Annotated in this window: 15 protein-coding genes; 10 read left to right on the plus strand and 5 right to left on the minus strand. The window is 55.3% G+C overall.

What is annotated here, in order from left to right; translation table 11 throughout:
* Nucleotides 1-221: 221 nt before the first annotated feature.
* Nucleotides 222-566 (minus strand): DNA-directed RNA polymerase subunit omega, encoded by a 345-nt coding sequence (gene rpoZ, locus Q0N43_RS03465; protein WP_295442566.1) that lies wholly within the window; start codon nucleotides 564-566, stop codon nucleotides 222-224.
* Between the two features lie 121 nt (nucleotides 567-687).
* Here rpoZ and Q0N43_RS03470 point away from each other — a divergent pair, with 121 nt between their 5' ends.
* Nucleotides 688-1869 (plus strand): phosphatidylserine/phosphatidylglycerophosphate/cardiolipin synthase family protein, encoded by a 1182-nt coding sequence (locus tag Q0N43_RS03470; RefSeq protein WP_295442569.1) that lies wholly within the window; start codon nucleotides 688-690, stop codon nucleotides 1867-1869.
* A 14-nt stretch (nucleotides 1870-1883) separates the two neighbouring features.
* Here Q0N43_RS03470 and Q0N43_RS03475 read toward each other — a convergent pair whose 3' ends face one another.
* A complete protein-coding gene (locus tag Q0N43_RS03475; RefSeq protein ID WP_295442572.1) occupies nucleotides 1884-2510 on the minus strand; it encodes a methyltransferase domain-containing protein in 627 nt (208 codons plus the stop codon).
* A gap of 235 nt (nucleotides 2511-2745) precedes the next feature.
* Between Q0N43_RS03475 and Q0N43_RS03480 the strand changes: the two genes are divergently transcribed.
* From Q0N43_RS03480 to coaD, 6 genes are all read left to right on the plus strand, one after another.
* The gene (locus tag Q0N43_RS03480) at nucleotides 2746-3069 is read left to right on the plus strand and encodes an antibiotic biosynthesis monooxygenase (protein ID WP_295442575.1); all 324 of its coding nucleotides are present in this window, start codon (nucleotides 2746-2748) and stop codon (nucleotides 3067-3069) included.
* A complete protein-coding gene (locus tag Q0N43_RS03485; protein ID WP_295442578.1) occupies nucleotides 3066-4370 on the plus strand; it encodes an MFS transporter in 1305 nt (434 codons plus the stop codon). Before Q0N43_RS03480 ends, Q0N43_RS03485 begins: the two co-directional genes overlap by 4 nt.
* Nucleotides 4371-4651: 281 nt before the next feature.
* Nucleotides 4652-5527 (plus strand): LysR substrate-binding domain-containing protein, encoded by an 876-nt coding sequence (locus tag Q0N43_RS03490; RefSeq protein WP_295442581.1) that lies wholly within the window; start codon nucleotides 4652-4654, stop codon nucleotides 5525-5527.
* 169 nt (nucleotides 5528-5696) lie between these two features.
* Nucleotides 5697-5936: an exodeoxyribonuclease VII small subunit gene (locus tag Q0N43_RS03495; RefSeq protein ID WP_295442584.1), complete on the plus strand. Its 240-nt coding sequence runs from the start codon at nucleotides 5697-5699 to the stop codon at nucleotides 5934-5936.
* Nucleotides 5933-6841: a polyprenyl synthetase family protein gene (locus Q0N43_RS03500; RefSeq protein WP_295442587.1), complete on the plus strand. Its 909-nt coding sequence runs from the start codon at nucleotides 5933-5935 to the stop codon at nucleotides 6839-6841. Before Q0N43_RS03495 ends, Q0N43_RS03500 begins: the two co-directional genes overlap by 4 nt.
* On the plus strand, nucleotides 6842-7357 hold the full coding sequence (gene coaD, locus Q0N43_RS03505; RefSeq protein WP_295442590.1) for a pantetheine-phosphate adenylyltransferase: 516 nt from the start codon (nucleotides 6842-6844) through the stop codon (nucleotides 7355-7357).
* Here coaD and Q0N43_RS03510 read toward each other — a convergent pair.
* Nucleotides 7354-7857 (minus strand): DUF2721 domain-containing protein, encoded by a 504-nt coding sequence (locus tag Q0N43_RS03510; RefSeq protein ID WP_295442593.1) that lies wholly within the window; start codon nucleotides 7855-7857, stop codon nucleotides 7354-7356. The genes coaD and Q0N43_RS03510 overlap by 4 nt on opposite strands.
* Complete coding sequence (locus Q0N43_RS03515; protein ID WP_295442596.1) at nucleotides 7847-9403, minus strand: class I adenylate-forming enzyme family protein; 1557 nt, start codon at nucleotides 9401-9403, stop codon at nucleotides 7847-7849. The genes Q0N43_RS03510 and Q0N43_RS03515 overlap by 11 nt, the downstream gene beginning before the upstream one ends.
* A 193-nt stretch (nucleotides 9404-9596) precedes the next feature.
* On the opposite strand from Q0N43_RS03515, the gene gyrB reads away from it, so the two are divergent.
* A complete protein-coding gene (gyrB, locus tag Q0N43_RS03520) occupies nucleotides 9597-12173 on the plus strand; it encodes a DNA topoisomerase (ATP-hydrolyzing) subunit B (protein WP_295442599.1) in 2577 nt (858 codons plus the stop codon).
* 133 nt (nucleotides 12174-12306) lie between these two features.
* Nucleotides 12307-12648 carry a septal ring lytic transglycosylase RlpA family protein gene (locus Q0N43_RS03525; protein WP_295442602.1) on the plus strand — a complete coding sequence of 114 codons (342 nt, stop codon included), beginning with the start codon at nucleotides 12307-12309 and terminating at the stop codon, nucleotides 12646-12648.
* Nucleotides 12649-12660: 12 nt separating this feature from the next.
* On the opposite strand, the gene Q0N43_RS03530 is transcribed toward Q0N43_RS03525, so the two are convergent.
* Complete coding sequence (locus tag Q0N43_RS03530; protein WP_295442605.1) at nucleotides 12661-13383, minus strand: folate-binding protein; 723 nt, start codon at nucleotides 13381-13383, stop codon at nucleotides 12661-12663.
* Between the two features lie 38 nt (nucleotides 13384-13421).
* Between Q0N43_RS03530 and pyrC the strand changes: the two genes are divergently transcribed.
* Nucleotides 13422-14465, plus strand: a complete 1044-nt coding sequence (gene pyrC, locus Q0N43_RS03535; RefSeq protein ID WP_295442608.1) for a dihydroorotase — start codon at nucleotides 13422-13424, stop codon at nucleotides 14463-14465.
* Nucleotides 14466-14469: the final 4 nt, after the last annotated feature.

The following is a 14469-nucleotide window of genomic DNA, read 5'->3' on the forward strand; positions in this document are numbered from 1 at the left end:
GAGATCGAAGCCATTTTGACGTCCTTCGGATTTGACCCATTTTGTCCATTGCCACGTTGGCAAGCTTGGACTCAGAACCACTAAGTCCTGCGCTTACCGCCTTGCACTGAACAAAATGGCCTCAAACCGCGAAGGTGGATTTAATAGGTCCTGACCCTAAAGCCTCAAAAGAAAAGGCCCGGACGAGCCGGGCATGTTTCATTCAATACGGATATTGAAAACTACCGGTCGTAATCGCGCTGCATACCTGCGCCGCGTGCTGGCGCAGCGGCGGTCAAACGCAGAGCTTCGGCGGACAGGCTGATCGAGCCGACTTCATCGGCTTCTTCATCCTCATCAACCTGAACCTTCTGAAGCGACTGCACGAGGCCTTCTTTCAATTGGTCCGGACGAACGGTTTCCTCAGCGATTTCGCGCAAAGCAACGACCGGATTTTTATCGCGATCACGGTCAACGGTCAGTTCAGCGCCACCAGAGATTTCACGCGCACGTTCGGCGGCGAGTAATACAAGGTCAAACCGGTTGGTGATCTTGTCGATGCAATCTTCAACAGTAACGCGTGCCATATTGGCTCCTGATTCTTCGTAAATTCGAGAAGATACCAGAGCTTAGAGATAACAGGCCAAAATGTCAATGAAAAGGGCGGGTCGCTTGCCGTGCGCTGCGCAAAGCGGTATCGCTAGCAACATGACAGTGCAATCAGGCATGCTCGGATTCCCCGGAACGCACTTTCAGGTCGCGGGCCATGACTTGCACTTGGTTCATCAGCCGCAAGATCGACTCAACGCCGTTTTGCAGCTTATCGCGATAGCGCAAAAATCGATTCACATGTTTTTTTACATGTTTTGTGCCTATGAAACTGGCCGGGAAGTGCGCGACGCGCTCGTTGCTGCAGCGACACGCGGTGTGCACGTGCAATTGATTATAGACAGCTTTGGATCACCACAGGTGAGCAATCGATTTTTCGACTCTTTGGTTGACGCCGGTGGCAACTATCACAGTTTCAGCGCCCGCAAGGGCCTTGGTTACCTCATCCGCAATCACCAAAAGATACTGATCATTGACGGCGCACACGCGCTTGTGGGAGGCTTCAATATCGCCGACTCCTATTTCGGGCGTGCCGGTGACGATAGCTGGGAAGATCTCGGCATAATCGTGTCTGGCCCGCAGGCGCAACGGCTAAGCGATTATTTCGAAGATGTGGCGCAGGCGTCGAACGGCGGCCACGTAAGCTTCCGGCAGATCCGCAATATCATTCGACAATGGCGCCCCGGAATTGGTCAAGTGCAATGGCTGTTGGGCGGGCCAACCAACCGCATTTCGCCTTGGGCACTCACGTTCAAGCGATCATTGGATACGGGCAAGAGATTTGACATCGTTTCCGCCTATTTTTCGCCGTCCCAAACCATATTGCGACGCCTTGCCAAGACCGCAAGGCGCAACAAAGGGTCGCGCCTCGTCATGGCCGGAAAAACCGATAATGGCGCAACGATTCCCGCTGCGCGTGGGCTTTACCGCTATTTGTTGCGGCGTAAGACCCGGATATTCGAATATCAACCGCGCCCACTCCATATGAAGCTGATGGTCATTGATGACACGGTCTATATTGGTTCGCCCAATTTAGATGTCCGAAGCATGTTTATCAATCTGGAGATTATGGTGCGCATCAAGGACGCTGGCCTTGCGTTGCATATGCGCACACTGATTGACGGGCTTGTCTCCCAATCGGAAGAGCAGACACGGATTTTGTTACGGCGACGGGACACTATTTGGAGCCGGTTTTGGTCCGGCCTTGCCTATTTTTTAGTCAATTCGGTTGATTACACGATTGGCCGTCGGATTAAACTCGGTTTGATCCGCAACAGTTAAGGTCAGGACCTTAATCATTCTTTCCAGCCCCAGAACAGATGGCAAGGCAGCACATTCCATATGGCATAACCATTGTCGATCTTGCGGAAATGCGGAGCCATGAAATCACGTGCACGGGCGCGGAATTGATAGACCAGAAATGCGCCGCCAGGCCGGATCGCCTTTGCTGTTTGCTCCGCGATTACCGGGCCAAGATTATTGGGGAGCGTCGAAAATGCCAGGCCGGAGAGAATATAGTCGGCATGTGCAAACCCGAAATTGTTAATGATTGCCTTCACATCCGCTGCCGAGCCATGGACAGCGATGAAGCGGCTGTCGCGCACAATATGACGCATATATGAGACAAAATCTTCTTTAAGATCAATGACCAGCAACGTCGCATCGGGGCGCATGCGGTCCAAAATGGGCAAACAGAACGTACCGATGCCCGGGCCATATTCCACGAACAATTTGGTGTTGTCCCAATCAACCGGGGCAAGCGTTTTTCCCACGGTGAAGGATGATGACCGGATGATTGACCCGACCATCACCGGATGTTTGATAAAGCCTTTAAAGAAGATAGCCCGAGGGCCAAAAAGGCGGCTTGCACGGCTTTTCATGCGGGTCAGCGCCGTCGTTTTAGCCAAGCTTGAAGATATCATAAGATGGATCCGGGGGAATTTATCACGAAACAGTCACACGCGTAAATTGATGCAGGACGGGTAACTGCGTTTAGCAACTAACTGTTCCACTTAGGGTCAGGACCACTTAAATTCACCTTCGCGGCGTCAAAATGGCAAAGATATCGAAGTAAAATGGCCCCAAAACGCGAAGGTGAATTTAAGTGGTCCTGACCCGAGCTTGCATTGCAGATCAAATCAGTCTTATGCCGCAGCCATGGCAAAGCTAAACTGCAGCACTGTATCGGTTATATTTGTGGCGCAGCGCACGGAGTTGGACGCCGATGGCTACGGGAGGGCTGCCGCGATGATGGATGAACTCGCCGCACGACAAGAGGGCTATGTTGGCGTGGATTCGGTGCGTGGCGCAGATGGCCTTGGTATAACGGTCAGCTATTGGACCGACGAGGCCAGTGCAAAAGCATGGTGCGATCATCCTGATCACGCTGCAATTCGCGATGCTGGCCGGGACCGATGGTATTCGGATTACAGCCTGCATGTCGCGCAGGTGACGCGAAGTTATGATTGGAAAAAGCCATGAGCGCGGTTCAATCTATCCCCAATAGCCGCATTGTCGTGCTGTTCCTCGTCATGCTTGTAGCGGCGGCTGGCAATACCGCGATGCAGTCCGCCCTTCCCGCAATCGCCAGCGAATTGGATATGCCCGACGTGTGGGTCAGCTTAGCCTTTAGCTGGTCTGCGTTGTTATGGGTTATCACTGCACCCAAATGGGCGCGCCTGTCGGATCGCCGGGGCCGCAAGCAATTGATGAGTGTCGGCATCATCGGCTTTGTTGCCTCGATGGGCATGTGCGGGCTGGTGCTGTGGCTTGGGCTGGCTGGCCTGATTGGTCCAGTGGTTACCTTCATCCTGTTTGCCTTGTTCAGAAGCCTCTATGGCGGTTTTGGTTCAGCTGCCCCACCTGCTGTTCAGGCCTATGTCGCCGCACGCACTGAACGCGCCGAGCGCACCAAGGCGCTATCGATGCTTGCATCATCTTTTGGCGTTGGCACCGTTATTGGCCCTGCCACCGCGCATTATTTTCTGTTCCCACCTTTCGGCCTGGCTGGACCGCTCATTATGTTTGCCGCCTTTGGTGTGGCCGTGTTGATTGCGTTGCATGTTCAATTGCCCAATGACACCCCGCGTTTTGAGGCGCGCGGTGCCGTTGCGACTTACCCCAATTCAGCTTCGATGAATTCGCCGGATGATGAAGATGTCCACGGTGATGCCTTGGGGTCCGCGTTGCCCACCCACAGAATCCGCCTGCCATGGCGGGATAGCCGAATGGCATCCTGGCTCATTGCAGGTTTGATCGGTGGCCATGCACAGGCAATCATTTTGGGCGTGGTGGGTTTTCTGGTGCGCAACCGGCTGGGATTGCAGGATCGTCCGTGGGAGGCTGTGCAAGCCAGCGGCTCAGTTATGCTCATTGGCGCAATGGCGACCTTGTTGGCACAATGGGGCCTCATCCCCATGCTATCACTTGCCGCGAGAAGTTCCGTACTCGTGGGCGCGATCCTCGCGTTAGTAGGCACGATCTTGACAGGCATCAGCTTTGATTTTTATGGCATTAGCACTGGCTTTGCCATTGCCTCGCTTGGTTTTGGCCTGTTCCGGCCGGGCTTTATGGCGGGTGCATCTCTAGCAGTCCATCGGCATGAACAAGGCGACGTTGCGGGCAAGATCGCCTCGATCAATGGTGCGGCCTATATTTTCGCGCCTGCGGTTGGCGTTGCATTGTTCAATTATTGGGAACCTGCCACATTCATCCTGATTTCTGCGTCTTTGCTGTTCCTGATCATTTGGGGGCGGCGCGCGTTGGTGGTACCGGAAACCTAGGCCATGGACTGCCTTCATCATTTCGGGTGTGTTAAGGGCCATGCCGAATTTGGACAAAAAAAGGGCCGACCGGAGCCGACCCTTCAAAAGTCTTTAGGAGAGGATGCCTATAAGGCTTTTCCCGTATGGCTAGGTTTCATTTATTGTGCAAGTGCGAACAGTGCAATTACTGTTGCAAATGATGCAACTGCAATTTATAGGTTTATGGTGATTTTCGTGGCATTTGCACGATCGCGAAAGCAGAAATGTTTTGTTGCAGCGCGACAAAATTAGGAGATGATATGCGCAGATTGCCACCCCTACGCTCGCTGGAAGCCTTTTTGCGCGTCGCTAAGCTGGGTTCGGCGAAAGCTGCCGCGAGCGAACTCGCATTATCTCCACCCGCGCTCAGCCGTCGTATCAAGGCTCTGGAAGACTTCATCGGCAAGTCCCTGTTTGATCGCCGCGCACAAGCGATGGTCATTAATGCGGATGGCGAGACACTTCTGGCGGCCGTTGAACCCGCGATGGACGCAATGGCAGAGGCGGTTGACGAGTTGGCCGGTCGTGGCGGAGAATATCGCCTGCGTCTGGGACTCTTGCCCCTCTTCGGTTCGCAAAGACTGATTCCGCGCTTGCCTGAACTGCGTAAGGCGTTCCCGAAGCTTCATATCGATGTGGACACATCAGGCCATGCCGAAAATCTGCTGGGAGATGTCGTCGACGCAGCCATCATTATCGCAGCAGACGTCGACCCCAAGCTTTACAGTGTCCGCTTGGACCGCAATCTTGTTTACGCCATCGCCTCTGAAAAATGGGCAAAGGAGCATAAGGTCGAAAAGCCTGAGGACCTCGCAAAGTACACAGTCATGGTCCACAGTGACATGCCTTTGATATTTGACGCATGGCGGCAGGCCATGGGGGCCCCCCGCCTGAAGCCGGCTGCGATCGATAGCCTTGATAGCGGCGCATTGATGCTGGAGGCCGCCGCAAACGGTCTTGGCGTTGCCATCATGCACGGAAGCCACTTCTCCGACGCGCGCGACCCGCGCCTGACACGGCTTTTCAGTGCAGAAGTCGAAAGCCCCTACAGCTATTACTTTGTGTGCCGCCCCCGCGCGCTAAAGCAGAGAGCCGTGAAAATCTTTCACGACTGGTTGTTGAAGGCAGGCGTATAAACGCACACGTTCCATTAACGCCTGTTCGTGACGCGAAGCGCATTTTGGCCTTGCCTGTCCGTTTAACGCTGATCTGATTTGCACTTCCGCGCTGGCAACCTGTGTCATCAACCGATGGCGATGGAGCGAAGCACTTGACCCAGTCGGCGACGGACGTCATTGCAGGTTAATGACTCAAGACGTAGCCGACATGAATTTTGAAACTGCGCTGCGTGCGCTTGAAGACATCGTCCATAAGTTGGAAAGCGGTGAGGCTCCGCTCGATGAATCCATCGCCTTGTACGAGCGCGGCAATGCGTTGCGGGCCTTGTGCCAACAACGGCTTGATACGGCGAAGGCGCGTATTGAGGCCATCGTACAAGGGCCAGATGGATCGCCAACGGGTACAACAACATTCGATGCCGGATGAGCATTATGGCTACGCAAATACCATTATTACAGGACTCACTCGCGCAAATTGCAGCGGACATTGATCACGAATTTGATACGCTTCTGACGCTACCCGGCGACGCGCGGGACCGCCTATATGCCGCCATGCGCCATGCCGCGATTGGCGGCGGCAAGCGCCTGCGTCCATTGCTTGTGACCGCGACTGCGGCTCTGTTCCATGTGGACCGTGCGGTGGCTTTGCGCGTTGGCACGGCTGTCGAAGCCATTCATGTTTACTCTTTGGTGCATGACGACTTGCCCTGCATGGATGACGACGACCTGCGGCGTGGCAAGCCGACAGTGCACCGCGCGTTTGATGACGCGACGGCGGTTCTGGCGGGCGATTCTCTCCACGCCTTGGCATTCGAGATACTCGCGAGCCCGCAAACGCATGGCGACCCGTTCGTGCGCGGTGAGTTGGTATCTACCCTAGCATTGGCAAGCGGTCCGGAAGGCATGGCTGGCGGGCAAATGATGGACATCGAAGCCGAGAAATCTGCGTTTGATCTCCAAACCATCATGCGCCTGCAAGCGCTTAAGACTGGCGCTCTGATTGCCGCCAGCGTCGAAATGGGCGCGATATTAGGACATATCCCGACAGAAGGCCGAACGCATTTGCGGGGATATGCCCGAGACATTGGCCTTGCCTTTCAGATTGCCGATGACATCATGGATGTCGAAGGTGATCCTGAACTGGCCGGCAAAGCGCTTCAAAAAGACGCGGCGGCCAATAAAGGCACTTTTGTATCTCTCATGGGACTCGAACGCGCCAAGCAGCAGGCGGAAATGCTTGTGCAGCAGGCCAATGACCATCTGGCGACTTATGGTGCCGAAGCCGATCTTCTGCGCGCCATTGCCAATTATATTACCGAAAGGGACCGCTAAATGACACACCGGATTGGCGTATATCCCGGCACATTTGACCCAATCACCTTGGGCCATATGGACATCATCCGGCGCGGCGCAAAATTGGTAGATGAATTGATCATCGGCGTAACCACAAACGCGGCCAAATCCCCGATGTTTTCGGATGATGAACGGATTGCAATGGTCGAGCGCGAAGTTGCCAGCATCGGTTCGGCGCATATTCGCGTTGTTGGGTTCAACTCATTGCTTATGGATTTTGCCGAAGCGCAAGGTGCCAGCACCGTCATTCGTGGTATTCGCGGCGTCACGGATTTCGAATATGAATATCAACTCACGGGCATGAACCGCCAATTGAACGATCGCGTCGAAACGCTGTTTTTAATGGCCGACGTGTCATTACAACCCATTGCCTCTCGGCTGGTGAAGGAAATTGCGATTTACGGCGGCGAAATCGGGAAGTTTGTGACCCCCAATATTCGCAACGAAGTCGTTGCGCGCGTGCAAAAGCTGGGCAAAAAAGGCGTTAAGCGCTAAACCGGCTTGTGTCGCTTGCGTTCCTTAGGTTTTGGGGGCGGTGGTAACTCGAGATACTCCTCCGGTACATAGATAGCATAGGTCGCCAGCCGGATTTCACCGACGAACTGGAACAGGCAGGCCGATAATAACGCCAAGGCCAGCATGAACAATGCCACGGCGACCCAAGCAGCGTGCGTATTGGTCAGTCCGAGCACAAACAGCGCGACTATCATGACGCACACCGAAATGGCCGACAGCACCGCAAACAATATGGACGAACCCACGACGCGCATGCGCTTTTCGATGATCCGCAATTCACGCACGACACGCTCGTGCGCTATGCCTTCAGTGTTGGGATATTGGCGCTGCAAATCGCGTGAGCGGTCTACAATGCGCGCCAGTCGGCCAGTAAGCACATTGAGAAGGCTGCCTACTGCGACGAGCAGGAACGCTGGTGTAAGTGCCGTCTGCAGAACAGAAATGACGGCAGCAAGATCCGGGCCGAATTCACCTTCCATTTTGCTTCTCTGCCGCCAAAGCGCGCAAGTCGGTTTTCAGCAATTTGCCAATATGACTGCGCGGCATTTCGTCGATGGTGTAGAGCACTGAAATCCGCTGCGTCTTGCCAAGCTGCCCGTTCACACGCGCAAGAATGGAGTCAGGCGATGCCGCCGCGTCCGTCAACCGCACAAAGCCAACGGGCGTTTCGCCCCACGCTTCCGAAGGCATGCCAACCACCGCAGCCTCGGCCACTTCGGGCTGCGCCTCCAACAATTCCTCAAGGTCTTTCGGGTAAATGTTGAAGCCACCGGAAATGATCATGTCCTTGGCACGGCCCACAATCGAGACGAAGCCATCCTCGTCAACAATGCCAATATCTCCCGTTTTCAGCCAAATGTTTCCATCCGCGTCACGCCACTCCATCTCGCGTGTTTTTTCTGGTTGGTTTTTGTAACCGGACATCATGGTGGGCGACCGACCGGTCAGCACGCCTTTGGCACCGGCGGGCAGGCGATTGTCATCCTCGTCCAATACGATCAGTTCATGGCCCGTAACTGGCTGCCCTACGGTGTGCAGCTTGTTGGGATAGTGATGGGCCTGCAACATGCACACAACGCCCCCTTCAGTCATACCGTAAATCTCGACAAGGCCGCCCGGCCAACGCTGAAGCACATCGGCCTTCAACTCCGCGGCAAAAGGCGCGCTGGTGCAGAATTTTACGATGAAGCTGCTGAGATCGTAATTATCAAATTCCACATGCGTCATCAGCCGGGAATATTGCACTGGCACAAGCATGGTGTGCGTGGTCTGATCGGTCTGCGCATGGTCAAGATAGGCCAGAGCATCAAATTTCTCCATGATCCGCGCAAAACCACCATGACAGATCGTTGGCAGAAATACCGCCAATGTCGTGTTCGAGTATAAAGGCGTCGAGACCAACGACCGCGTGTCGCTGTTGTAGATTGACTTGAATCCACCTGCCATCTGGCGCCAGCGCATGCCATGCGAATGGATAATGCCCTTGGGCGTTCCCGTGGTGCCACTCGAATAAATGATGTTGAACGGGTCAGTCGCAGCGGGCGGCGGCGCGTCAAAACGCGCGCCTTCCTCTGCCATCCAGTCGGTCAGTGCCGGATGGTCACCAACGGCATTTTCAAGCATGACAATTTTGACATTGCCCAGATCGACGCCTTCAATATCAGCCAGTTTCGCAGCATCGACGAACAAATGCATCGCGCCGGAATCTTTGAACATCGCGGCCAACTGCGCGGGCGTTGCCGATGTCGTCAATGGTGCAGCGCAACCCCCTGCGCGCACGACGGCAAGATACACCAACGCATAGGGAATATTGCTGGTCCCCAATATGGCAACCGCTTGCCCCCGCTGTAGCCCGTCGCGCTTTAGCACTGCGGCTATCCGCGCTGTTGCTTGCGCAAGTTCGCGCCACGTCAGTTCGGAACTGCTATCGGCAAGCGCACGCGCATGAGGCTTTTCCTCGCCCCAAGCGCGAATGAGCGCGCCGAAATCACCAAATGATTTTTCCAATTCAGTATCGATCAACATCTAAATTCCCGTCTCCGGTTCGCCAGTTTGTCTGCAGGCTTAGCGCGATATACAAAAGTTGCATCGCCTAATTTTCAACAGCAATGCCGGGGTTAAAACTGCCGGTATCGTCAACCATAAAAGACTGTGGAAAAAAGGCGAATTTTGGGGGCTTTTCCTTGGGTTTCTTGGGCTTTGGGCCTACAGTGCGCGGATGACTGAAGAAACAGCGGAAACCCCGCCATTTAACCTCTCTGCGGATAGCGCAGCCAACCCCAATCAGAATGAATATGGTGCAGACAGCATCAAGGTTCTGAAGGGCCTCGACGCAGTTCGCAAGCGCCCTGGCATGTATATTGGCGACACGGATGACGGTAGCGGCCTGCACCACATGGTGTTCGAAGTTTCCGACAATGCCATCGACGAGGCGCTGGCCGGACATTGCGACCTTGTGCTGATCGAACTGAACCCCGATGGTTCGGTTTCGGTCGAAGATAATGGTCGCGGCATTCCAACCGGCATGCATAAGGAAGAGGGCGTTTCCGCCGCAGAAGTCATCATGACTCAACTGCACGCGGGCGGCAAGTTCGAGAACACTTCTGACGATAATGCTTACAAGGTTTCCGGCGGATTGCATGGCGTTGGTGTGTCGGTGGTGAACGCACTATCCGAGTTTTTGGAACTCGTAATCTGGCGTGAGGGTAAAGAGCACTGGATGCGTTTTGAGCATGGAGATGCCGTAGGCCCCTTGATCGTGCGCGGTGACGCGCCTATGGTCGATGGCAAGCCCAAAAAGGGCACACGCGTGACCTTCATGGCGTCCACCAACACGTTCAAAAACGTGCTGGAATTTGACTTTGATAAGCTTGAGCATCGCTACCGCGAACTGGCGTTCTTGAACTCCGGCGTGCGCATATTGCTGCGCGACAACCGGCATTCCGATGTCAAAGAACATGATCTGTATTATGAAGGCGGCATTGGCGCGTTCGTAAAATATCTGGACCGCAACAAGGCGGCATTGCTCGCCGACCCCATCACGATCACGTCGAACCGCGACGGCATTGGTATTGACGTCGCTTTGGAGTGGAACGACAGCTATTACGAAAACGTATTATGCTTCACCAATAACATTCCGCAACGTGACGGCGGCACCCATTTGGCGGCCTTCCGTTCAGCGCTTACGCGCACCTTGAATAACTATGCCGAGAAATCGGGCGTGTTAAAGAAAGAGAAAGTCACGCTGACCGGCGATGACATGCGTGAAGGGTTGACGGCCATTGTCTCGGTCAAGCTGCCTGATCCCAAATTCTCGTCACAAACGAAGGACAAGTTGGTCTCCTCCGAAGTGCGTCAGCCGCTGGAAAGCCTTATGGCAGACCGGATGAGCGAGTGGTTAGAAGAGAATCCCGGCCATGCGCGCACTGTCATTCAAAAAGTAATCGACGCCGCCGCCGCCCGCGAAGCCGCGCGGAAGGCAAGGGAGGCAAGCCGTAAATCGGTAATGAGCGTTGCATCCCTGCCCGGTAAGCTTGCCGATTGTCAGGAGAAGGATCCCGCAAAGTCCGAACTGTTCTTGGTCGAGGGTGACTCGGCAGGCGGATCAGCCAAGCAAGGCCGCGACCGCCATTACCAAGCGATTTTGCCGCTGAAGGGTAAGATCCTGAACGTGGAACGCGCACGCTTTGACCGGATGCTGTCATCAAAGGAAGTCGGTACGCTGATTCAAGCCATGGGCACAGGCATTGGGCGCGAAGATTTCAACATTGAGAAATTGCGTTATCACAAGATCGTGATCATGACTGACGCTGACGTTGACGGTTCGCATATTCGCACGCTGTTGCTCACATTTTTCTACCGCCAGATGCCCGAAATCATCGAAAACGGGCATCTCTTCATTGCGCAGCCACCTTTATACAAGGTCGCGAAGGGCCGCAGCGATATCTATGTGAAGGATGACAAAGCACTGGATGACCATCTGGCCGAGCTTGGCCTTAACGGCGTTGTGTTAGAAGGCGCAGGCGGGCAACGCGCTGGCGCTGATCTTGGCGCATTGGTCGACCACGCACGCCGTATGCGCAGCCTGATGGCCTTTGTCCCGCGCCGTTATGACCCAACGATTGTCGAGGCCATGGCGCTCACGGGCGCGCTGGACCCCGAAGCCACCGACCGCACCGCAGCCGTTGCCAAGGGGGCGGCTTGGATGGCTGCGCAAGATGTGGAGGGCAAATGGTCCGGCCGCGTGTCCGAAGATGGCGGCTATCATTTCGAACGCCTCTGGCGCGGGGTGACCGATCATCACATCATAGAGGCCGCGTTCCTAATGTCTGCCGAAGCCCGCAAATTGCACAAGTTGGCGAGCGAAGAGACCGCCAGCTATGAAACCCCAGCGCGGCTTATCAAAGTCTCCGCTGCCGCCGCCGAGGCGATAGACAAGGTCGAGAGCGATGAAGAGGCTGGTGACGCAGTTGGCGATCAAGCGAAGCGCGCAACCACTGCGGTCAGCGTCGGTAACAAGGGCGCAATTACGCGTCCGTCAGAATTGCTGGAGGCGATATTGATTGCCGGCCGCAAAGGACTATCGATTTCGCGGTACAAGGGTCTTGGCGAAATGAATGCCGAACAATTGTGGGAAACCACACTTGATCCCGATCACCGTTCGCTGCTCCGCGTGGAGATTGATCAGGCTGACCTTGCCGACGACATTTTCACCAAGTTGATGGGCGAAGTCGTTGAACCACGGCGTGACTTTATTGTCGAAAACGCGCTCAATGTCGCGAACTTGGACGTCTAGGGCAGGATCTTAAGCTTTCGGATGACCGCAAACTTCGGGCATTATGGCGCTTGGTCGTTCGAATATTGAAATGGTTTGTTTATGTGCCTTCCCTGTTCGAAGAGGCATGATGCACAGAAGCGGTTTTTTCATAATGGCATTGCTGACATTGCCCGTCTTGGCGCAGGCCGGCGACAGTCGTGTCGAAATCGGCACTGGCATGGCCAGCTATTATGGCGTCGAACTGGGTGGAAGCCGCACGGCGAGCGGGGAACGCTTTGACCCTGCGGCCATGACCGCTGCCCATCGCACCTTGTCGTTCGGCAGCCGTGTTGCCGTTACAAACCTGGCCAATGGTCAGGAAGTCGTTGTCCGTATCAACGACCGCGGCCCTTGGGGTAAATCACGCATTGTGGACGTGTCCTATGCCGCAGCCAAGCAACTTGGCATGCACCGCACTGGCATTGCCAAAGTGAAGCTTGAACTGCTGGATTAGGGTCAGGACCACTTAAACAATCGCAGCGCGCTGCCATTCGGGCAGATTGAGCGCGTTCATATCCTCGACACGGCGTAACTCCACTGACAGCCCAAGTTCAGGATAAGCACACCGCTGGCGGTTAAGGTCGGCCTGTTCCAACGGCACGACTACCAGCCGCCGGCTGACCTTTTGCCGCCAGTTCATGCGCGCGGTGTTTTCTTGGCCCACATAGCATCCCTTGTTGAACGATACGCCGTTCAGTTCGGCAGCATTCGCCTCAAGCCATAAGGTTTGCTCGCTTCCAAGCTCAGCTACCCCTTCAGGTATGCCCAATGCCAGCCGATGTGCGCGATACTCGGCGCTGACGTCCACATCATCTGCTGCGGGGGTTCCAAGCCGCCGTTTGCCCATATCGGGATGACGCGGGTCGCCGCTGCCGTCTGCGTTCCAAAAGACCGCGCAGGACGAATCAATCGCAATCGCAATCTTGCGCCGCAACCGATAGATAGACAGCCGCCGAACGAACGCTTCTGCCTGCGCATGTTCACAATCGATGAGCACATCGTCGCCATCCGCCCATAACAGAAAATCGAACAACGCCTTGCCTTGCGGGCTCAAGAGCCCCGCCCATAAGGGCATCACAGCTGCCGTATCCTGCGTCACCAGCCCTTGCAGGAATTGACGCACATCTTCATCGGTTTCGGTGGGCGACAAACGGACGACATGACGGTCAAATAGACGGGTGTTTCGCATAGGTGACAGATAGGGCGACGAACGCTTAAAGGGAAGCCATGACCGACCAAATGATTCTATCCATCCGCCGTCCCGACGACTGGCACGTCCATTTGCGCGATAATGCCGTGATGCGCAGCGTGGTGCCTTATACCGCGGCACAATTCGCGCGCGCTATTGTCATGCCCAATCTGTCTCCGCCCATAACGACGGTCGAAGCGGGCGCGGCCTATCGCGACCGCATTTTGGCTGCTGTGCCGCACGGGGTCAGCTTCACGCCTTTGATAACGGCCTATCTGACCGACGCGACGGACGGCGAGAAACTGGCGCGGGGCTTTACCGAAGGCGTGTTTACCGCGGCAAAATTATACCCCGCTCATGCAACGACCGGAAGCGCCCATGGCGTGACCAATGTCGCCAAGATCATGCCCGCACTTGCGCATATGGCGCGCATTGGCATGCCATTGCTCATCCACGGCGAAGTGACCGATTCACATGTCGACATATTCGACCGGGAGGCCGTGTTCATCGAACGCACACTATCAAAGCTCGTGCGCGACTTGCCTGAGCTGCGCGTCGTTTTTGAACATATTACTACGGCAGATGCGGTCGCCTTTGTCAATGATGCCAGCGATAACATCGCCGCCACAATTACGCCGCAGCATTTGCACATCAATCGCAATGCCATGTTCGAAGGTGGCATCCGCCCGCATGCATATTGCCTGCCAGTGGCGAAGCGCGAAGTACACAGGCTTGCCCTGCGCAAGGCCGCGACATCAGGCAGCGCCAAATTTTTCCTTGGTACCGACAGCGCCCCGCATGACACATCCGCCAAGGAAAGCGCCTGCGGCTGCGCAGGGATATTCAACGCGCCATTTGCCATGGAAAGCTATGCCGCGGTTTTTGAAGAAGAGGGCGCGTTGAACAAGCTTGAAGCCTTCGCGTCAGAAAACGGCCCGCATTTTTATCGCCTGCCGCTGAATGAAGATCGCATAACGCTGGAGCGTGTGGACACACCGGTTCCCCAGTTGCTTGCGTTAGAAGGCGTTTCAGTCGTGCCCTTTCACGCGGGCGAAACTTTGCGCTGGTGCTATCGGGCTTAGGATC

This window comes from Sphingorhabdus sp. EL138, assembly GCF_945882965.1.
Taxonomy (GTDB): Bacteria; Pseudomonadota; Alphaproteobacteria; order Sphingomonadales; family Sphingomonadaceae; genus Sphingorhabdus_B.